The organism is Neorhizobium sp. PAMB6630 (genome assembly GCF_058242775.1).
Map to the genome: position 1 here is coordinate 38,100 of NZ_CM177836.1, position 20,370 is coordinate 58,469.

General features: G+C 60.9%; 21 protein-coding genes and 1 tRNA gene. 14 read left to right on the forward strand and 8 right to left on the reverse strand.

Going from position 1 to position 20,370, the window contains the following annotated elements; translation table 11 throughout:
* Window positions 1-37: 37 nt before the first annotated feature.
* The 4 genes from AC4CWF_RS00185 to AC4CWF_RS00200 form a co-directional block, all read right to left on the reverse strand.
* Complete coding sequence (locus tag AC4CWF_RS00185) at window positions 38-280, reverse strand: hypothetical protein (protein WP_491283144.1); 243 nt, start codon at window positions 278-280, stop codon at window positions 38-40.
* Window positions 277-1,275, reverse strand: a complete 999-nt coding sequence (locus AC4CWF_RS00190; protein WP_491283145.1) for a hypothetical protein — start codon at window positions 1,273-1,275, stop codon at window positions 277-279. The genes AC4CWF_RS00185 and AC4CWF_RS00190 overlap by 4 nt, the downstream gene beginning before the upstream one ends.
* A complete protein-coding gene (locus AC4CWF_RS00195) occupies window positions 1,272-1,481 on the reverse strand; it encodes a helix-turn-helix domain-containing protein (RefSeq protein ID WP_491283146.1) in 210 nt (69 codons plus the stop codon). The genes AC4CWF_RS00190 and AC4CWF_RS00195 overlap by 4 nt, the downstream gene beginning before the upstream one ends.
* 336 nt (window positions 1,482-1,817) lie before the next feature.
* Window positions 1,818-1,907, reverse strand: a tRNA-Ser gene (locus AC4CWF_RS00200).
* Window positions 1,908-2,232: 325 nt separating this feature from the next.
* Here AC4CWF_RS00200 and rplU point away from each other — a divergent pair.
* From rplU to AC4CWF_RS00270, 14 genes are all read left to right on the forward strand, one after another.
* Window positions 2,233-2,544: a 50S ribosomal protein L21 gene (rplU, locus tag AC4CWF_RS00205; protein WP_491283147.1), complete on the forward strand. Its 312-nt coding sequence runs from the start codon at window positions 2,233-2,235 to the stop codon at window positions 2,542-2,544.
* 41 nt (window positions 2,545-2,585) lie between these two features.
* Entirely contained in the window at window positions 2,586-2,855 is a 270-nt protein-coding gene (rpmA, locus tag AC4CWF_RS00210) for a 50S ribosomal protein L27 (protein WP_491283148.1), read from the forward strand.
* Between the two features lie 137 nt (window positions 2,856-2,992).
* Entirely contained in the window at window positions 2,993-3,628 is a 636-nt protein-coding gene (locus AC4CWF_RS00215) for a GNAT family N-acetyltransferase (RefSeq protein ID WP_491283149.1), read from the forward strand.
* On the forward strand, window positions 3,625-4,203 hold the full coding sequence (locus tag AC4CWF_RS00220) for a GNAT family N-acetyltransferase (protein ID WP_491283150.1): 579 nt from the start codon (window positions 3,625-3,627) through the stop codon (window positions 4,201-4,203). The genes AC4CWF_RS00215 and AC4CWF_RS00220 overlap by 4 nt, the downstream gene beginning before the upstream one ends.
* A 198-nt stretch (window positions 4,204-4,401) precedes the next feature.
* The gene (gene obgE, locus AC4CWF_RS00225; RefSeq protein WP_491283151.1) at window positions 4,402-5,448 is read left to right on the forward strand and encodes a GTPase ObgE; all 1,047 of its coding nucleotides are present in this window, start codon (window positions 4,402-4,404) and stop codon (window positions 5,446-5,448) included.
* Window position 5,449: 1 nt separating this feature from the next.
* A complete protein-coding gene (proB, locus tag AC4CWF_RS00230; protein WP_491283152.1) occupies window positions 5,450-6,628 on the forward strand; it encodes a glutamate 5-kinase in 1,179 nt (392 codons plus the stop codon).
* Entirely contained in the window at window positions 6,621-7,901 is a 1,281-nt protein-coding gene (locus tag AC4CWF_RS00235) for a glutamate-5-semialdehyde dehydrogenase (protein ID WP_491283153.1), read from the forward strand. Before proB ends, AC4CWF_RS00235 begins: the two co-directional genes overlap by 8 nt.
* Window positions 7,876-8,583 carry a nicotinate-nucleotide adenylyltransferase gene (locus tag AC4CWF_RS00240; RefSeq protein WP_491283154.1) on the forward strand — a complete coding sequence of 236 codons (708 nt, stop codon included), beginning with the start codon at window positions 7,876-7,878 and terminating at the stop codon, window positions 8,581-8,583. Before AC4CWF_RS00235 ends, AC4CWF_RS00240 begins: the two co-directional genes overlap by 26 nt.
* A gap of 57 nt (window positions 8,584-8,640) precedes the next feature.
* Window positions 8,641-9,081 carry a ribosome silencing factor gene (gene rsfS, locus AC4CWF_RS00245; RefSeq protein ID WP_491285505.1) on the forward strand — a complete coding sequence of 147 codons (441 nt, stop codon included), beginning with the start codon at window positions 8,641-8,643 and terminating at the stop codon, window positions 9,079-9,081.
* 231 nt (window positions 9,082-9,312) lie between these two features.
* The gene (gene rlmH, locus AC4CWF_RS00250) at window positions 9,313-9,795 is read left to right on the forward strand and encodes a 23S rRNA (pseudouridine(1915)-N(3))-methyltransferase RlmH (RefSeq protein ID WP_491283155.1); all 483 of its coding nucleotides are present in this window, start codon (window positions 9,313-9,315) and stop codon (window positions 9,793-9,795) included.
* Window positions 9,796-9,964: 169 nt separating this feature from the next.
* Window positions 9,965-11,359, forward strand: coding sequence for a murein hydrolase activator EnvC family protein (locus tag AC4CWF_RS00255; RefSeq protein ID WP_491283156.1), 1,395 nt, complete (start codon window positions 9,965-9,967; stop codon window positions 11,357-11,359).
* Window positions 11,349-12,677 (forward strand): S41 family peptidase, encoded by a 1,329-nt coding sequence (locus AC4CWF_RS00260; protein WP_491283157.1) that lies wholly within the window; start codon window positions 11,349-11,351, stop codon window positions 12,675-12,677. Before AC4CWF_RS00255 ends, AC4CWF_RS00260 begins: the two co-directional genes overlap by 11 nt.
* Before the next feature lie 80 nt (window positions 12,678-12,757).
* Complete coding sequence (locus AC4CWF_RS00265; RefSeq protein ID WP_491283158.1) at window positions 12,758-13,972, forward strand: divergent polysaccharide deacetylase family protein; 1,215 nt, start codon at window positions 12,758-12,760, stop codon at window positions 13,970-13,972.
* Between the two features lie 7 nt (window positions 13,973-13,979).
* Entirely contained in the window at window positions 13,980-14,507 is a 528-nt protein-coding gene (locus AC4CWF_RS00270) for an RNA pyrophosphohydrolase (protein WP_491283159.1), read from the forward strand.
* 77 nt (window positions 14,508-14,584) lie between these two features.
* Here AC4CWF_RS00270 and bfr read toward each other — a convergent pair whose 3' ends face one another.
* The 4 genes from bfr to AC4CWF_RS00290 all read right to left on the reverse strand — a co-directional run bounded on the left by bfr (window position 14,585) and on the right by AC4CWF_RS00290 (window position 20,332).
* Window positions 14,585-15,070: a bacterioferritin gene (gene bfr / locus AC4CWF_RS00275; RefSeq protein ID WP_491283160.1), complete on the reverse strand. Its 486-nt coding sequence runs from the start codon at window positions 15,068-15,070 to the stop codon at window positions 14,585-14,587.
* Complete coding sequence (locus tag AC4CWF_RS00280; RefSeq protein WP_245366906.1) at window positions 15,036-15,353, reverse strand: (2Fe-2S)-binding protein; 318 nt, start codon at window positions 15,351-15,353, stop codon at window positions 15,036-15,038. Before AC4CWF_RS00280 ends, bfr begins: the two co-directional genes overlap by 35 nt.
* 171 nt (window positions 15,354-15,524) lie before the next feature.
* Window positions 15,525-18,902 carry an error-prone DNA polymerase gene (locus AC4CWF_RS00285; protein ID WP_491283161.1) on the reverse strand — a complete coding sequence of 1,126 codons (3,378 nt, stop codon included), beginning with the start codon at window positions 18,900-18,902 and terminating at the stop codon, window positions 15,525-15,527.
* Complete coding sequence (locus AC4CWF_RS00290; protein WP_491285507.1) at window positions 18,899-20,332, reverse strand: Y-family DNA polymerase; 1,434 nt, start codon at window positions 20,330-20,332, stop codon at window positions 18,899-18,901. Before AC4CWF_RS00290 ends, AC4CWF_RS00285 begins: the two co-directional genes overlap by 4 nt.
* Window positions 20,333-20,370 lie beyond the last annotated feature (38 nt).

Here is a 20,370-nt window from a genome sequence, read left to right on the forward strand (position 1 = left end):
GGCCGGCTGCCATTCCCGTGGCGGCCGGTCTTTCAATTCAGGTGTTGTCGACGACGAGCCGAAGGTGGCCGCGTTTTTCCTCCGGTCGTCGCTCTCCGTAGCTGGCCATGAGCGCGATCAGGCTTCTCGTTGTGACTGCTTGCTGTCCGTCCAGCACGTCAGGCACCAGCGGTCCGAATGTCCGGTAACGGCGAACCCATGACCTCGATCGGTCGGCAAAGGCCGCCGCCTCGGCGACAGTCATCAAGTCTGGATATTCGGACGCATCTGCGATCTTCATGCTTCAGGTCTCCTAGTTGGACCTGAAGCATCGGACGCGGCAGTTCGGGAAACTAGGCGGGTTTTTCGAGCGTTTTTCGGGTTTACTTCGCCCGCCAGTTTCTTTTGCTCTACCTTGAGCCTTCGGATCCACATTTCCACTACCACGGCATACGTGGCATTGATCTGTGCATCCGTGGGGTTGCCGACTGTCTCTTCGAGATCTGCGGCCCATTCGAAAAGCTTACCGTCATCGAATAGCTGCTCTACAAGCGCGGAAGTGACGGGGCGCGGTTTGCACGCTCCCTGCACCTTCGCCCAAAGCTGATTTGCGATTAGTTCCTCGCGGCCCAGTCTGGCCAAAGTGCTAAGTATCTGGCCCGAGTTATCGCACGCGAACCGATAGATCGCATCGTTTACGTGATCGCTTCTGACGCCATGCTCTCGCTTGCCGTCGCGCTCCGGTAACCCCTCACTCAGGTGGTGTGCGGTGACGGCCAAAGCTGAAGGGTCTAGCGAATGGTCAATGAAAGTGCCCATCACAGTTTCCGCGACGGTCTTGCGGCTGGGACGCCAATCGTCATCGTTCCCGCTGCGCTTCTGTCGCTTGGACCTGTCAGCGTCGAAGGTTGTGTGGAGCATTTGCAGGAGGGTCTCGTTGGCATTAGACAGCTCGGCAATCGTCTCGATCAACGCAGCGCGGCTGGCCAGACCCAGTGCATCAGGCACGTTCTCTTCGAAGTACGCTTGCGCGCGAAGCATGTGAAACTGGCGCTCGCGCTCGTTCTTCACGCGCATGTAACGGATGATCGATAGGTCGGAGGCCCCAACTGAGTGCCTGGCGACTGCGGCTAAGCTTCCTGTCTTCTCTTTCGAAGGAGGGGCATAGGTGCGACGGCTTGTTTGGATGAGTTGGCAGGTCTCCCGCAGCCAGCATTTGAACGCGAGCAGCGAGCGCTCGTCAGGAGACGTCAACCGAACGAACTCCACTCTCTTTTTTGAAGGTGCCTCTATCATCCGAAAATATCCCGCTTCGCGCTGCTCTTAGGCCCCACAGAGCGCTCGAGCAGGGCGTCAGCATCGACGCGGCGGATGAGGGTCCGGCCGCCGACCTTCGCCGACCTGATGTCACCGGCCTTGATGAGGCGGTAGATATTGGCGCGCGAGATGCTTAGATATTTTGCAGCCGCGTTCACCGAAAATGCTGCAGGGGCGGTGTCCATGTGTGTATCTCCAGTTGAAGTTCTGGAGCATCTAAGGTCTATCAATCTTATTTGTAAATATGTCTATCTTACTGATTTTATTGCGATAGTGACATACGGGTGACATACGGGTGACATACAAATGGTGGCAAAGCATGTTGCATATCAATGATATCTAATGAAAATCTACCGGCCTCATTTACGGGCCTACGCCGACCGCCCGGGCGAGAAGTTTTTTATTATGGTGCTGAATTGTTTCATGCACGCAGAGTGCTTCCCCACAGCGAGCACGCGTTAGGGTAGACGTTGGGGCAAGTCTGCCTCAGACAGGAATTGTATAATGAATTCAATGGAGAATGGCGGAGAGGGTGGGATTCGAACCCACGATACGGTTGCCCGTATGCCGCATTTCGAGTGCGGTGCTTTCGACCACTCAGCCACCTCTCCGCTTTGCTGGTCGGCGCTTTAAGGCGCGGGCTGTCTCATAGCGATGAAAGACAAGGCTGGCAAGGGTGAAATCGTGCCTTGCCACGTCTTTCTCCTTGACACTTTTCCAGGCCTCAAGTATCCCCCACGCGTTCCGGTATGGGGTACTCCGTTTCTTGGAGGCCAGACCGGCAGGGAATGCCAGGCTTTTTCAAAGCCTGTTTCACCGGCAGACCGGTTCGAGAGAGTTCTCTTTCGACATCCTGCTCAAATGTGGACTGATAAAAAGACGGCCGCTTGCCCTGATAAGGCAGGAAGAGCCGGATCGAACATGAAAGGATAAAAAATGTTCGCAGTCATCAAGACCGGCGGTAAGCAGTACCGTGTAGCGGCCAACGACGTTCTCACCATCGAGAAGCTCGACGTGGCAGCCGGCGACGTGGTCGAATTCAACGAAATCCTGGTCATCGGCGTTGGCGCTGATGCCAAGTTTGGCGCGCCCTTTGTGGCTGGCGCTACCGTGAAGGCCGAAGTCGTCGAACATAACCGTGGCAAGAAGGTTCTTTCCTTCAAGAAGCGTCGTCGTCAGAATTCCAAGCGAATTCGTGGCCATCGCCAGCATCACACGGTCGTTCGCATCACCGACATCGTCGGCTGATCGGTTTCAACAGGTTTTCGAAGGTTTAAAGGAGAAATCCCATGGCACATAAAAAAGCTGGCGGCTCCTCGCGCAACGGTCGCGATTCCCAATCCAAGCGTCTTGGCGTGAAGAAGTTCGGCGGCGAAAACGTCATCGCCGGCAACATCATTCTGCGCCAGCGTGGCACGCAGTGGCATCCGGGCGCCAATGTTGGCCTCGGCAAGGACCATACCATTTTTGCACTCACCGCCGGTAATGTGGACTACCGTACGAAGGCTAACGGCCGCGTATACGTGTCCGTAATGCCGAAAGCGGAAGCCGCGGAATAACAAGCCGGAGCGCGTTAAGTCAGCCGGCGTCACATCGACCCGGCTGATGCCCGCAAAAGGTTCAGTCTGAAAAAAGGGGAGATGGGGCGCCACCCACCTCTCCTTTTTTCTTTAACCCCCGTCAGGAGGACTGAACCATGCAGGACGAATTATTAAGGAGCAGCCAGCAGCGGCTGCCGCAAGAGCGGTTGAGACCGCAACGGTTACGGAGCGATTGCCCTGTCTTGTTGTCGCAGAGACTTGTCCTGCGCGCACCCCACGAAGAAGACATCAACGCCCTTGCCCATCTCGCCAACAATGTGAACATCGCCTCCATGGTGTCGCGTATGCCGCATCCCTACACGGCAACGGACGCCGCCGATTTCGTGCGACGCACGAAAGCGGGCGAGATTGGCAAGTGCGTTTATGCCATTACGCGAGGAGACAACGGCGCCTTTCTCGGTTGTTGCGCGCTGGAGCCGCATCTTGATGATCCCCTGACGCTCGAAATCGGCTATTGGCTGGGCGAACCGTTCTGGAATGAGGGTTTTGCCACGGAAGCAGCGCACGCGCTGATCGACATGGCCTTTCGCACTCGCGATATCGACCAGATCGATGCCCGGTGCCGGGTCACCAACATTGCCTCGCGCCGGGTTATCCAGAAGTGCGGCTTCCAGTTTCAGGGGTCCGGCATGGTCGGGTCGCTGGCGCTGGGCGGCATGGTGCCGGTCGAGTGGTTCAGGCTTGATCGCAAGACCTGGATGTCGCTGAAGAGCTGGGGGGAAATGCGATGAGTGCTGCCGTTCTCACCCAACCGGTCATGGCAAGACCTGGGCCCTGCCCGATCATCGAGACCGATCATCTGGTTCTGCGCCCCCATCGTATGGACGATGCCGATGCCATCTCCCAGTCGCTCAACGACTGGCAGGTGACGCGGATGCTGTCGCGTGTGCCGCTGCCCTACAGCCGCGACGATGCGCGCGACTGGCTGAACCGGCAAAAATCCGGCGCGCTTCCGGATTGGCAAATGGCCGTGACGGAGGGCGATGGCGTCCACATCGGCTGCGTCGGCATCGAATTGCGTCATGGACTGTGGCACCTCGGCTATTGGCTAAACCGATTCTACTGGGGCCAGGGCGTGATGAGCGAGGCAGCCTTTGCCGCGCTTGAGCGTTTTACGCGCCGCATGCCGGATGTGACGATCTATTCCGGTGCCTTTGCCGATAATGCTGCCTCGCTGCGCATCCAGGCGAAGCTCGGCTTTGACATTGTCGGCACGAACGAGGTGTTTTCAATGGCGCGCAACCGGATGGCGCCGCATATCGAAACCCGACTGAAGCCCGGCGCTTTGAAGAATCCGCGGGCGTAAGACGTAATGCTGGGGCAGGCCGGATGCAAACCGGCCTGCCCTCTTCTACCGCCAAACGACGGGTCTGCGGGCCTGTTGCGGTCGGCGGGGCATGAAAATGTCGATAATCTTTGACCTTCACGACGAGCGGCGATAACGAAAAGTCCGACAAACGGTGCGCTACCGCCTCGATCAACCCCAGAACTGACGGCAGAACCCATGAAATTTCTCGACGAGGCAAAAGTCTACATCCGATCCGGCGACGGTGGCGCAGGTGCGGTGTCGTTTCGCCGCGAAAAATTCATCGAGTTCGGCGGCCCGGATGGCGGCGATGGCGGGCGCGGCGGTGACGTGTGGGTGGAGGCAGTCAACGGCCTCAACACACTCATCGATTTCCGTTTCCAGCAGCATTTCAAGGCCGCGACCGGCGTCCACGGCATGGGGCGCAACCGCACCGGAGCCAATGGCTCCGGCGTCACGCTGAAAGTGCCTGTGGGAACGCAGATTTTCGAAGAAGACAACGAGACGCTGATCACTGACCTCACCAAGGAAGGCCAGACCTTCCGCCTAGCGGCCGGCGGCAATGGCGGTTTCGGCAATGCGCATTTCAAGTCCTCCACCAACCAGGCGCCCGACTGGGCCAATCCCGGCCTCGAAGGCGAGGAAAAGACAATCTGGCTGCGGCTGAAGCTGATTGCCGATGCCGGTCTCGTCGGTCTGCCGAATGCCGGAAAATCCACCTTCCTGGCAACGGTCACCCGTGCCCGGCCGAAGATCGCTAATTATCCCTTCACCACGCTGCATCCCAATCTGGGCGTTGCCACCATTGACGGGCGCGAATTCGTGCTCGCCGATATCCCGGGCCTGATCGAGGGCGCCCACGAGGGTGTCGGCATCGGTGACCGTTTCCTCGGCCATGTGGAGCGCACGCGCGTGCTGCTGCATCTGGTGTCTGCCCAGGAGGAAAATGTCGGCAAGGCCTACAAAACCGTGAAGTACGAGCTGGAAGCTTATGGTGGCGGTCTCACCGACAAGCCGGAAATCGTTGCGCTGTCGCAGATCGACGTGCTCGACGAAAAGGAACTGAAGAAGAAAGCCAAGGAGCTGGAAAAGGCCTGTGGGCGACCACCGATGCTGATTTCGGCCGCCATCAACAAGGGCATGCTGGAAGTGCAGCGGGCTCTGCGTGATGTCATCGTATCCTCCAAGGGCGAGACGGCGCTTCCTGACCGCAGTCTTGGCGAAGACGTAGAAAACGAGGATTGAGATGAGCCTGTCGCGCAAGCCCCTTGCCGGTCATCGCCGGATCGTCATCAAGATCGGCTCTGCCCTGCTCGTCGATCGCAAGACGGGTCTGAAAAGCGCCTGGCTTTCTTCCGTCTGCGCCGATATCGCAGCCTTGCGGGCGCAGAACATCGACGTTCTCGTCGTTTCCTCCGGCGCCATTGCACTAGGCCGCACCGTGCTTGGCCTGCCGTCCGGTGCGCTGAAGCTGGAGGAAAGCCAGGCGGCGGCAGCCGTTGGCCAGATCGCGCTGGCGCGCGCCTGGTCGGAAAGCCTGTCGCGCGACGAGATCGTTGCCGGCCAGATCCTGCTGACGCTCGGCGATACCGAAGAACGCCGCCGTTATCTCAATGCGCGCGCGACCATCAGCCAGCTGCTGAAGCTCGGTGCCGTACCGATCATCAACGAGAACGATACGGTCGCCACATCGGAAATCCGCTATGGCGACAATGACAGGCTTGCCGCCCGTGTTGCCACCATGACCGGGGCCGATCTGCTTGTGCTGCTGTCTGACATCGACGGGCTTTATACGGCGCCGCCGCATCTTGATCCAGAGGCCCGGCATCTGGGCACCATTGCAGCGATTACCCCAGAGATCGAGGCGATGGCCGGTGGGGCAGCATCAGAACTGTCGCGTGGCGGCATGCGCACCAAGATCGATGCGGGCAAGATCGCAACCGGTGCCGGCTGCGGCATGATCATCGCGTCCGGCAAGACGGATCATCCCTTGAAGGCAATCGATAGCGGTGCCCGCTCCTCGTGGTTTGCACCATCAGGCACGCCGGTCACGGCCCGCAAGACCTGGATTGCCGGGCAATTGCAGCCGGCGGGAGATCTTGTGGTGGATGCCGGTGCAGAACAGGCGCTGGCGCGCGGCAAGAGCCTGCTGCCGGCCGGCGTTCGCGCCGTGTCCGGCCAGTTCAGCCGGGGGGATACGGTTGCCATTATCGGCACGGAAGGGCGCGAGATCGCCCGTGGACTGGCTGGCTATGATGCGGAAGAGGCGCGCCAGATTACCGGGCGCAAGTCCGCAGAGATCGAGGCGATCCTCGGTTATGCCGGTCGCGCCGCCATGGTCCACCGCGATGATCTCGTGATGACGGGGACAGTGGTTTCGAGAATGACTGCGGACAGGGTTTCAGAGGATGCCGCCCATGCTTGACAAGGTTGTTACATCAGACATCGATCGCCTGATGCAGGACATGGGTGACAAGGCAAAGGCTGCCGGCCGCATGCTTGCGACGGCATCTGCCGAAGCCAAGAACCGGGCGCTGACATCGGCAGCCGATGCGATTGTTGCCGCACGCGACGAAATCCTCGCCGCCAACGCCAAGGATCTGGCAGCCGTCGCTGATAAGGGCCTGCAGCCGTCTTTCATCGATCGGCTGACGCTGAACGATAAGCGCGTCGAGGAGATGGCCGAGGGATTGCGCGCCATCGCAGCGCTTGCCGATCCGGTTGGCGATGTGATTGCCGCCTGGGAGCGTCCGAACGGGCTGAAGATCGAACGCGTGCGCACGCCGCTCGGCGTCATCGGGGTGATTTACGAGAGCCGCCCGAACGTGACGGCCGATGCCGGTGCGCTCTGCCTGAAGGCCGGCAATGCCGTGATCCTGCGCGGCGGGTCTGACTCGCACCATTCATCGCAGGCGATCCATCACTGCCTTGCCAAGGGACTTACAGAGGCCGGCCTGCCGGAAGATGCCATCCAGATCGTGCCGGTAGCGGATCGCGCGGCCGTTGGCGCCATGCTGTCCGGCCTTCACGGCGCCATCGATGTCATCGTGCCGCGCGGCGGAAAAAGCCTGGTGGCGCGGGTGCAGGCGGAAGCCCGCGTGCCGGTCTTTGCCCATCTGGAAGGGCTTTGCCATATTTATGTTGATGCCTCTGCCGATCTCGACATGGCGGTCGGCATCGTCGTCAATGCGAAAATGCGGCGCACCGGCATTTGCGGGGCAGCCGAAACGCTGCTCATCGACCGGGCGGCAGCGGCTACGCATCTGAAGCCCATTCTTGCCGCGCTGTCGGCTGCCGGTTGCGAGATCCGTGCCGCGGCGGATGTCCTGGCGCTGGCGCCCGGCCTTGTTCCGGCAATCGAAGAGGACTGGCGCACGGAATATCTGGAAGCGATCATTTCGGTTGCGCTGGTGGATGGCATCGATGGCGCCATCGGCCATATCGCCACCTACTCTTCCAATCACACGGAAGCGGTGATTGCCGAGGATCCGACCGTGGTGTCCCGCTTTTTCAACGAGATCGATTCGGCCATCCTTTTGCACAATGCCTCGACGCAGTTTGCCGATGGCGGCGAGTTCGGCATGGGCGGCGAGATCGGCATTTCCACGGGAAAAATGCATGCGCGCGGCCCCGTCGGCGTCGAGCAGTTGACCTCGTTCAAATACCGCGTGCATGGCACCGGCCAGACGCGGCCCTGACAGCGTGACGGCAGGGCGGGCTCACGATCGTTATCTCGTCCTGCCGCGCGCCGAAGCCGGCATGACCGTTGGCCTGTTCGGCGGCTCGTTTAATCCGCCACATCCGGGCCATCTGCTGGTGGCGGAAATTGCGCTGAAACGGTTAGGCCTCGATCAGGTCTGGTGGATGGTGACGCCCGGCAACCCGCTGAAAAGCCGGGCGGAACTTCTGCCGCTCGCCGAGCGCATCGCGCTCAGCGAAGAGCTGGCGCGTGATCCGCGCATCAAGGTCACGGCCTTCGAGGAACGGCTGAACACCAGTTATACGGCCCGCACGCTGGCGCATGTGGTTCAGAAAAACAGCAAGGTCCGCTTCGTCTGGATCATGGGTGCCGACAGCCTGAAAACCTTTCACCGCTGGCAGAAATGGCGCGACATTGCCGCAACCGTTCCGATCGCGGTGATCGATCGGCCGGGTGCAACGCTGTCGTTCCTGTCGTCACCGGCGGCGCGGGCCCTGTCCTTTGCGCGCATCGATGAAAATGCCGCACGCTCCCTGCCCTATCGAATGGCGCCGGCCTGGACCTTCATCCACGGTCCGCGTTCCTCGTTGAGTTCGACTGTGCTGCGCAACAGAGGCAAGACGGCGAAAGAGGCCGGCAATCCCTTAACTGTTGCCCCACCACGTCTCTTGAAAGATTAACCATTCGGTGCCACCTTCATTTGACCGGGTCCTTCACAAGGGATTCGGGGCAAGTGCCTGTTCTGTTCTTGGAAGAAAGGAACAACCCTGACAACAGTACACGCCAAGGGGAAGGCGCATAGCGTCCTCCCGAAGAGACTGGAACGTGGCGTCGATGCCGCTGCCCGTGCTCTTGAACTGGTCCTCGCAAGCCTCGAGGACTCCAAAGCGGAAGACATTGTCACCATCAACATTGCGGGAAAGTCTGCGCTGGGCGACTACATGGTTGTAGTTTCCGGGCGATCGACCCGGCATGTTTCGGCAATCTCCGAGCATCTTTTATCCGACCTGAAGGACGAGGGCTTTGGTGGCGCTCGTGTCGAAGGGCTGGAGACCGGAGACTGGGTGCTGATCGACACCGGTGACATCATCATCCACGTGTTCCGTCCGGAAATCCGGGAGTTCTACAACCTGGAAAGGATGTGGGCCGCACCCGACGACGACGAAACGCGGCACTAGGACGCCTGTTCTTGCGCCCGAAAGGGCGTGAAGCGGGTGCTCCTTAAGACAAGTATGATACGTCCTGATCCCGAATCGCTGGCGATTTCGGGTTTAGGATGTCGGTGGCATGATCGGCCGGTGCCGATGCTGCCGTGCAAGGGCTGCCGGAACGGCTGAATACATTCAGCCGGGAATGTCTTATGGCATCCAGCGTGCTTTTGGGGCTTTCAGGAATTCAGGCGGTGATACATGCGTATTGGTCTTTTTGCGGTGGGGCGGTTGAAAACCGGCCCGGAAAAAGAATTGGCCTCGCGTTATCTCGATCGGTTTGCCAAGGCAGGACCGGCGGTCAGCCTGGAGCTTTCCCGCGTGGTCGAGGTCAATGAAAGCCGGGCTTCCTCTGCCGAGACCCGCAAGCGCGAAGAGGCGCAGCTTCTCGAAAAAAGCCTTGGCGATGGCGCCATCCTAATCCTGCTCGACGAACGCGGCAAGGCGCTCGACAGCCCCGGCTTTGCCGATCTTCTCGGCCGTTACCGGGACCAGGGCAAGCGCGAGATGATGCTGGCCATCGGCGGCGCCGACGGTCTTGATCCGGCGCTTTACGAGCGTGCCGATGCCATCGTCAACCTCGGATCCATGACATGGCCGCATCAGCTGGTGCGCATCCTGATTGCCGAACAGCTTTACCGCGCCGTGACGATCCTGTCCGGGCATCCCTATCACCGCGTCTAAGCGGCGATTTCAGGGATGATGCGTTTGCGCCGATACACGATGTTGTTTCTGGTGCTCGCCGGCAAATTAGCTTAGGCTTTTAGGATTGCGGTGATGGTTGATGCGGGGCCTGATGGCGGGCGACCCGAGGGGTTATTGACGGGTGACGATGCGAACGCGCAACGGAAGCATGCGGGCTGTACGGCCGCTGGCGGCAATTTTGCTGCTGGCAATGCTTGCGGTGCCGGTGACGCGTGCGCAGGAGCAGCCCGCAGCCAGCGAAACCTCTCCCGCGCCGGCTGGTGAAGCGGGTGGCGAGAACAAGAACGCCGTCGATCTTCTGGAAGCCAAGCGCGATGAAACGCGCGCCGAATTCGAGACGCTGTCGAAGACGCTGAGCCTCTCGACGGATAAGACGAAGGAAATTTCCGCCGCCATCGCAGCGCTCGACAAGAGCAGCACCAATATTCGTCAGGCTCTCATTGAATCGGCGGCCCGGCGCAAGCATTTCGAGGCCGATCTTCATGCGAGCGAGGAAAAGCTCGCGGGGCTGAAGGTGAAGGAAGACGGTATCCGCGCTTCCCTGCACGAGAGGCGTGGTGTGCTGGCAGAAGTTCTGGCTGCCCTCCAGCGCATGGGGCGCAACCCGCCACCGGCGCTTCTTGTTACGCCGGAAGATGCACTTGGCTCGGTGCGCAGCGCCATTCTTCTCGGAGCCGTGGTGCCGGGTATGCGCGCGGAAGCCGACCGCCTGATGGCTGACCTCAAATCGCTCGCCGATCTTGAAAAGGATGTGCTGGCGGAACGGGAAAAGGCCTCGCAGGCGATGACCGCAAGCCTTGAGGAGGATCGGCGGATGTCGCTGCTTCTGGCGGAAAACGACAAGCAGAGCCGGCAGAGCGCCGCCGAACTTTCCGCAGAGCGCCAGCGTTCCGAACAACTGGCCAGCCGCGCCACCAGCCTTGAAGGCTTGATCGGCTCGCTGGAAGGCGAAATTTCCTCTGTGCGTGAGGCCATGCAGCGGGCCCGCGAGGAAGAGGAGCGGCGCAACCAGTTGACCGCTGCCGAGCGCCAGAAGGCCCAGGAACTGGCCGAAAGCGGTGTGCCCGACAAAAACCGTATTGCGCCCGCATATGCATTTTCAAGCCTCAAGCAAAAACTGGCGCTGCCTGTCGAGGGAGACCTGCTGCGCAGCTACGGCGACCCTGATGGTACAGGCCACCCGGCCAAGGGCATCACGCTGGCGGCAAGCGCGGGTGCCGTGGTGACGGCGCCGGCCGATGGGCTGGTAGTGTTTGCCGGTGCGTTTCGAAGCTATGGGCAGATGATCATTCTCAACGTGGGCGATGGCTACCACCTCGTCATGACGGGGATGGATCGGGTGAATGTGCGCCAGGGGAAATTCGTCTTTGCCGGCGAACCTTTGGCTGCCATGGGTGAGAAAAGAGTGGCGAGCGCAACGGCGTTGGCGCTGGAAACAGATCGCCCGACGCTTTACATTGAATTTCGAAAGGACGGCACTCCGGTCGATTCGAAGCCGTGGTGGTCCGCAAAGGAAACTGGAAGGGCACGCAATGATTCGTAGGGCTTCTCTTGTCATCGTGGGGGCGCTGCTCGGCGCCACAGCCATGAGTGTCGTCTATTCCGCCGGTGTGCCTGCCCAGGCTGCGGGCTCGTCGACCTATCGTGAGCTGTCCATCTTCGGTGACGTGTTCGAGCGCGTGCGCGCGCAATATGTGACGCCGCCCGACGATGAAAAGCTCGTGGAAAATGCCATCAACGGCATGCTCTCCTCGCTCGACCCGCATTCCAGCTACATGAATTCCAAGGATGCGGCCGACATGCGCACCCAGACCAAGGGTGAGTTCGGCGGTCTCGGCATCGAAGTGACGATGGAAGACGAACTGGTCAAGGTCATCACGCCGATCGACGATACGCCGGCAGCCCGCGCTGGCGTTTTGGCCGGCGACTTCATCTCCGAAATCGACGGCACGCCGGTGCGCGGCCTGAAGCTGGAAGATGCGGTTGAAAAGATGCGCGGTGCCGTGAAGACACCGATCAAGCTGACGATCCTGCGCAAGGGTGCCGACAAGCCGATCGAACTGACGGTCATGCGCGACATCATTGCCGTTCGCGCCGTCAAGTCGCGCGTCGAAGGCGATGTCGGTTATCTGCGCGTGATCTCGTTCACCGAAAAGACCTATGACGACCTCGAAAAGGCGATCAAGAAGATCAAGGCGGATGTGCCCGCTGACAAGCTGAAGGGTTATGTTCTCGACCTGCGCCTCAATCCAGGCGGTCTCCTAGACCAGGCGATCAATGTCTCGGATGCCTTCCTGGAGCGCGGCGAAGTGGTCTCCACCCGCGGTCGCAACCCGGAAGAAACCCGCCGTTTCAACGCCGGCCCCGGCGATCTCACAGATGGCAAGCCGGTGATCGTGCTCGTCAACGGTGGCTCCGCTTCGGCTTCGGAAATCGTTGCCGGTGCTCTGCAGGATCTGAAGCGCGCCACGGTTGTCGGCACGCGGTCCTTCGGCAAGGGCTCGGTCCAGACGATCATCCCGATGGGCGATGCCGGCGCACTTCGCCTCACAACGGCGCTCTATTACACGCCGTCGGGCAAGTCGATCCAGGGCACGGGCATCCAGCCGGATATCAAGGTCGAGCAGCCGCTGCCGCCGGAATTGCAGGGCAAGGTGCGCGCTGAGGGCGAATCGAGCCTGAAGGGCCATATCCAGGGCCAGAGCGAGACGGAAGAAGGCTCCGGCTCCACGGCCTATGTGCCGCCGGAAGCCAAGGATGATATCCAGCTCAACTACGCGCTTGACCTTCTGCGTGGTGTGAAGACCGACCCGTCCTTCCCGCCGCAGCCGGACAAGGCCGCAGCCGCCGTAAAGCCCTGAACATCATCTAAAAACCCGCTCCGCAACAGGCGGAGCGGGTTTTTGTTTGCCTGACCTTCAGACGACGGTGGACGCAGCTATTGGGGACAGATCTTCGCGCTCCGCTTGGACAAGACAGACAGAAAAAGGCCCGGCCGCGGCGGGGCCTTTCGCTTGAGCGGCTTCTGGTCGCCATAGCCGCCGCCGGGCTGCTTGGCGTTTCCTTTTATCTCATGCGCGCCTCCGGTCTTCCCGATGAAGCGCCTGCGACACTGACCCTTGCCGTGCCGCCCGCCGCCTCCGTGCCGGTGCCAGTGACGGGGCCATCGCCAGTGCCGGATACCGTAACCGCGCCGCCGCTCTCCGCGCTGTTGCGCAGCGGTGGGCAGGCCGGTGCCGATATCAAGCGCTCGCAAATGGATGACGGCTCTGTCGTCACCACATTTTCACCCCGTCCGCGCGATGGAACAGGACCGCTCCTCATCGATGCGCGTCAGGTCGGCCAGGATCCACGCCTTGCCGCCATGCCCAATGACGATCTGCTGGAGGAGACGGCGCTTGGCCGGTTGCCGGTCAAGGGGCCAGACGGTCTTCGGCCGATGGATCACTATGCAAGACCCTGGTCCGGCGCGCGTGGCACCCGCATCGCCATCGTGATTGCGGGCCTTGGGCTGAGCCAGACCGGCACACAGCAGGCGATCCGCCAGCTTCCGGGCACCATCACCTTCGCCTTTGCCGCCAGCGGCAACAGCCTGCAGCGCTGGATGCAGGAGGCCCGCCGCAACGGCCACGAAATTCTGCTGCAGATACCGATGGAACCGTTTGATTACCCGGCGAATGATCCGGGTCCTCTGACGCTTGCAACCAATGTTTCGCAAACGCAGAACCTGAAGCGGCTGCACGAGGCCATGGGCCGCATGACCAATTATACCGGCGTCGTCAACTTTCTTGGCGGTCGTTTTCTGGCGGACCGTGACGCGCTTCAGCCGATCATGGCCGATCTTTCCGCCCGTGGCCTGCTGTTTCTCGACGATGGCACGTCGGCTCAGTCGAAAAGCGGCGATCTCGCCAAAGCCCTCTCCCAGCCGCAGGGTTTTGCCGATCTGACGCTGGACGCAACCCTGTCCCGGCAGGCAATTCTGGAAAAGCTGGATACACTCGAGCGGATCGCGCAGCGGCGGGGATCGGCCATCGGTATTGGCTCGGCGTTTGACGAGACGGTGGGGGCGGTTGGCGAATGGGTGAAGCAGGCTGAAAGCCGAGGCATTGAAATCGTTGGGGTGTCGGCACTTTTGTCCGAACCCGCAAACCAGTGAGGCAAGGATGAGCAAGAACACGAAACCCGCAGGCGACCTGCCATACCGGCCTTGTGTCGGCGTCATGGTGCTGAACCGCGATGGGCTTGTCTGGGTCGGTCGCCGGCTGTCGGAAGGCAACAGCGAATCGGATGGATCACCACAGCTCTGGCAGATGCCGCAGGGCGGTATCGACAAGGGTGAGGATCCGCGTGATGCCGCCTACCGCGAACTGTTCGAGGAAACCGGTATGAAGACGGTGTCGCTGCTGGCGGAGGCGCCGGAGTGGATCCACTACGATCTTCCCGCCCACCTGATCGGCATCGGCCTCAAGGGCAAATATCGCGGCCAGCGCCAGCGCTGGTTTGCCTTCCGCTTCGAGGGCGATGAAAGCGAGATCAACATCGAAAACCCACCGAGCGGCCAGCATCAGGAATTCGACGCCTGGGACTGGAAGCCGATGGCGGAACTGCCGGATTTGATTGTCTCATTCAAACGCCCGGCTTATGAGCAGGTGGTTGCCGCTTTTTCGCATCTTGCCGGCACAAAAGCCTGATCTGTTTCGAGCGTCAGCCAATAAAAAAGCCGGCTTGCGGATAACGCGAGCCGGCTTTCTCCATGTTTTGAAAATGCTTATTCGGCGCTGTCGGCCGATTCGGCGTTCAGCAGGCCGTAACGTTCTTCACCAAGCTTACCGAGCAGTTCCAGCTGGGTCTCGAGGAAGTCGATATGGCCTTCCTCGTCGATCAGCAGCTGTTCGAACAGCTTCATGGTGACGTAATCGCCGGCTTCATGACAGATGTCACGCGACGCCTTGTAGGCCGTGCGGGCGTCATATTCGCCAGCCAGATCCGCTTCCAGCACTTCGCGAACGGTCTGGCCGATGCGCAAGGGAGCGAGTGTCTGAAGGTTTGGATGGCCTTCCAGGAAAATGATGCGCGCAACGAGCTTGTCGGCGTGCTGCATTTCCTCGATCGATTCGGCCCGTTCCTTCTTGGCAAGCTTGGTGTAACCCCAGTCTTCCAGCAACCGGTAGTGAAGCCAGTACTGGTTGACCGCGCCGAGTTCGAGAAAAAGGGCCTCGTTAAGCCGCTCGATGACTCTTGTGTCGCCTTTCAATGTCCGCTCTCCTGTTGTCCTCGTGGAACTTCTTCAGGCGTGACATATAATCGACAACCTCTGCCTCCGTCGAGTGGCGGCAGGCATGATATTCTTCGGTCGTGCGGATAATGAGATCGACGACATTCGGGAAGCAGCCGCAGCAACGGCCGCGCTTGCTCATGGCATGGTAAACCTTCGAGGGCACGATCAGCTGCCAACAGTCCTCATCCAGGAGGCCGTTGATCACGTCCCTGATTTCATGATCGGTGATGTAATTGCAACTACAGACCAGCATGCTCATTAGCCATCAAACATGACACTCGATATCCTCTTTCTTGATAAAGCGGATGATCGATGTCAAGAAAAATTCGATGGCGAAGAGCCAAAAGCCCGTGTTCGGGCGGATTTGGCGGGGTTTGGGTGTGTCACATTTCCGTGTCGTGGGGCGCTTGTGATCGATCGCGGTGGCGCTTCAGTGGAAATTTCGGCCTCGCGGCAGCACGCGGGCATTCTCATCTGTGACGCCTGAGGGTGCCGGTCTTGGGGCTGAAGGCTGGAGGGAAGGTGTGCGGACTTCCCGCGGATCGCGCGTCGCCCGCAATACCTCGTCGGAACGCTCGCACACGCCAAAACGCCGCGTTTCAGCCTGCAGCAGGCCAAGCATCGGGGTCATGTCCTCGATATGGTCGGCGATGACATGGATGACACCGTTTTCCCGCTGCAGCAGACCGCGGATGCGCACCAGCCTTGCGGCCATCACCACGGCGCGAAAGGCGGCAAAGATTTTTGGCCGGATGATGGCATTGGCCACCCCCGTCTCATCCTCCAGCGTCATGAAGATGACCTTGGCCGTGCCGGGACGCTGGCGGATCAAGACAAGGCCGGCAATCTCCACCCGCCGGTTTTTTGGCGCGGTGCGCAGCTTTTCCGTTTCCAGAATATGGCGGGCGGCAAACGTCTCGCGCAGAAATGAGACCGGATGCGCCTTCAGCGAGAGCATCAGGCTGCGGTAATCCTCGATCACCTGTTCGCCCTGGGGCATGTCCGGCAGGGTCATGTTCGGCTCCTGCTGCAGGTCGTCGTGGCCGGTGCGGTCGAACAGCGGCAGGCTCTCGCCGGCCTTGCCCACATCCAGCGCCTTCACTTCCCAGAGCGCCCGGCGCCGATCGATCCCCATGGAGCGAAAAGCATCCGCCTCCGCCAGCCGCTCGATCACGCTGCGGGCAAGGCCTGAACGTTGCCAGAGATCGCGGATCGAGCGGTAACCCCCGCCCCGAAACGCCAGCAGCTTTTCCCGGATCTCCTTTTCCGACAGGCCCTTGATCAGCCGGAAGCCAAGCCGCACCGGTTTTCTGGAGAGGATCACGTTTTCCATGCTCCTATGCTGTTCGGCGATGGCGTGTCGATCAAATCCCTCGCCGTCTTCCAGGCTCTGGTCCCAATCGGAAAAATTGACATCCACCGGCAGAACCCGCACCCCGTGCTCGCGCGCATCGCGCACCAGCTGGGCCGGGGCATAAAAGCCCATCGGCTGCGCGTTGAGGATCGCGGCCAAAAACACGTCCGGATAAAACGCCTTGAACCAGCAGGAGGCATAAACGAGGAGCGCAAAGGAGGCCGCATGGCTTTCGGGAAAACCGTATTCGCCAAACCCTTCGATCTGGCTGAAACAGCGATCGGCAAAATCCTTGTCATAGCCGCGGCGCACCATGTTACTCACCATCTTGTCGCGAAAGGTGTGAATGGTGCCGGTGCGCTTGAAAGTGGCCATGGCACGGCGCAGCCTGTCGGCCTCGCTTGGCGAAAATTCCGCCGCCGTGATGGCAATCTGCATGGCCTGTTCCTGAAACAGCGGGACGCCGAGCGTTCGTTCCAGCACGAGGCGCAATTCGGCGCTCGGATACTCGATTTTCCGCCCTGCCCGCTCGTCCTCGCGGCGCTTGAGATAGGGGTGAACCATGTCGCCCTGGATCGGCCCCGGCCGCACGATCGCCACCTCGATCACCAGATCGTAGAATTTTCGCGGTCGAAGGCGGGGCAGCATGCTCATCTGCGCCCGGCTTTCGATCTGGAAAACACCCACCGTATCGGCGCGGCAGATCATGTCATAGACCTGCGGCTTCTCGTCTTTCAGGATGCCAGCCAGCGTTTTTCGGTGCCCATAATGGTCTTCCAACAGGCGAAACGCCTTGGCAAGGCAGGTGAGCATGCCAAGCGCCAGCACATCCACTTTGAGAATGCCGAGCGTATCCAAATCGTCCTTGTTCCACTCGATCATGAAGCGGCCGGGCATGGCGGTCGGCATGATCGGCACCACCTCGTCCAGCCGGTCGCGGGTCATCACGAAACCACCGACATGCTGGGTGAGGTGGCGGGGAAAATTCATCAGCTGGCGGGCATAATCGAGCACGCGTTTCGTCAGCGCATCATCCGGATCAAGGCCTGCATTTTTCGCCTCTCGCTCCGATAGCCCATCGGTCGACCAGCCCCAGATCGTGCTCGACAGCGCCGATTGCACGTCTTCCGAGAGCCCGAAAGCCTTGGCGACCTCGCGGCCGGACGAGCGCGTGCGATAACTGGTGACGGCAGCGGCAAGGCCGGCATGCTCGCGCCCATAGGTGCGATAGATGTGCTGGATCACCTCCTCGCGCCGCTCATGCTCGAAATCCACGTCGATGTCAGGCGGCTCGTCCCGTTCCGTGGAGAGGAACCGGGCAAACAGCAACGACGATTTCATCGGATCGACATCGGTGATCCCGAGGCAATAACAGACGGTGGAATTGGCCGCCGATCCCCGCCCTTGGCAAAGAATGTTCTCACTGCGGGCAAATTCCATGATGTTGCGCACGGTCAGAAAATACGGCGCGTATTTTTTCTCTGAAATCAGGTCGAGTTCGGCGCGGATCTGCGCGCTGACTTTTTCCGGAACGTCACCGCCATATCGCCGGCGGGCTCCTTCATGGGCCAGCCGTTCCAGCGTTTGTGATGGCGTTTCGCCCTCTACCCGCTCTTCCGGATAATTGTGCTGCAATTCGTCGAGCGAAAAATGGAGCGCGTCAAAAAAGGCAAGGCTGTTGTCGAGCGCCTGCGGGTAACGGCGAAAGATGGAAGCCATCTGCGGCGCCGTCTTCAGATAGCGTTCGGCATTGGCGGCAAAACGGAAACCGGCCTCCGCCACCGTCACATGCTCGCGAATGGCGGTGACGACGTCTGCAAGCGGCCGGCGGTCGGGGCTATGGTAAAGCGGCTGGTTGGTGGCGATCAGGGGGACGTGCGCCTGCTGTGCCCAAGCGGAAAAACCCGCAAAGGCAAAAACATCCTGACCGTCATAATGGGCTGAAAGCGCCAGATGGATCGCCTTGCCGAACCGCTCCCGCAGACGGGAAAGCAAAGCGGAAAAATTCGTCCCGGCGTCTTTATCGGCAAGCAGCGGATGGCCGGGCAGGACGGCCAGCATCATCTCGTCGCCCCAGGTGAGAAGGTCATCGAGGAAAAGCCGGCAATCGCCTTTTTCGGCGCGCAGATTGCCGGCACTCAGCAGCCGGCAGAGATGGCCCCAGCCCTTGCGGTTTTTGGGATAGGCAAGCATGTCAGGCGTGTCATCGCAAAACACCAGCCGCGCGCCGGGCTGGACCTTGAGATCAGTCTCAGTCTTCAGCACCCGCAATTGTGCATGCGCCTTCACCACACCCGCTACCGTGTTACGGTCGGCAATGCCAAGGCCTGAGAGAAGGCTTTGGCGTTTGAGGAAAACGGCCTGCTGCACCATTTCCTCCGGATGCGAGGCGCCCTCCAGGAAGGAAAAATTGGTGCGTGCCCCCAGTTCGCAAAAGGCAGGCGCCGGCTTCATGCGAAAATGCCGTGCATGAACCAGCGCGGATTGGCGACCTGATCGTAAAGCCCCTGCCGATAGACCCAGAAGCGCTGGCCACTTTCGGATTCCAGCCTAAAATAATCGCGCGTCGGGGCATTTTCGCCGTCCACCCACCATTCCGCCGCCAGCCGCTCCGGCCCTTCCGCCCGGCGCACCTGATGGGTGAGCCTGCGCCAGCGAAAGCGGATCGGCGGCCCGTCCGGCACTTCGACGGCAAAGGCTTCCAGCGGTTCGGGATGCGGGAACAACCGCAACGGCCGCTCCTTTTGCAGGAAGTGTCCATGGTCGAGCGGTGCCGCCTCCGGCAGGCGCTGCGGTTTGCCCAGGGCGTGTTGAATGGCATCGACGGCGACCGCCGCCCGCTCGGGAATATGGCTTTCGCGCATCTGGTAGGTTTTTAGACATTCCGGCCCAAGCCGGGCCGAGACCTGATCGATGAAATCAGCCAGCGACTGCTGCTTGCGGTCGTCGCCGTCGAAATCGCCCTGCGCATGGTCAAAGGGCTCGTGGCGCAACACGTTGATCCGCAGGATCTCGAAACCGAAGCCGGCATCGAGATCGTCATGCACGCCCGTCAGCCGCTCGGCAAACAGCCGGGCAATGCGCGCACCGTCGCGCAAGGGGCGCGAGGCGCCGGCGCTCAAGCGAAACACCTTGCCGTCAACGCGAAACAGCACCAGCTCGAACATCCGGCCACCGGCAGCGCGGGCCTCAAGGCTCGGTTTCAGGGCCTCTGCCACCTGCGCAGCAAGGGTCAGAATATCCTCCTCCGACTGGATCGGCTCGGCCAGCCGCCGCTCGACCGACAGGCTCGCCACCGGCAAGCGCGGCGAAATCGCCTCCTCGTCCAGACCGGTCGCCTGATCGAGCCGCAGCAGAAGATGGGCGCCGAAGCGGCGGGCCAGCGGCGCGCGCGGCGCTTCCAGAAGGTCACCCACCTGTTTCAGCCCCACCTTTGCCAGCGCCTGCACCACATCGGCGCCAACGCGCAGCGCTGCGATCGGAAGCGGGGCAAGCACGGCCTCGATGTCGCTGTCCTCGATCACCCGGCTTTCCCCGAAACGGGCGACGGCCGATGAAAGTCCGGGCGCCGAGGATATAGCCCCTTGCACCGCCATGCCGAGCGCCGTCATCCGGCTCAGGATTTCCGCAAGAAGCGCTGCTTCACCGCCAAAAAGATGGGCGGAACCGGTGACATCGAGGAACAGGCCGTGAGAACCCTCCAGCGCCACCAGCGGGGTATAACGGTCGCACCAGTCGGCCAGCGCTTCGAGAAAACGTCGGTCCGCTGCTTCGTCTTCGTCGATGACGACGAGATGCGGACAGATGGCGCGCGCCTCCGCAAGCCCCTGGCCGGGTTTCAGGCCTATCGCCTGCGCCTGTTCGTCAAGGGCGGTGAGACGCATGGCATTGTCGCGCCGGCCGGCGCAGACGAGAGGCGCAT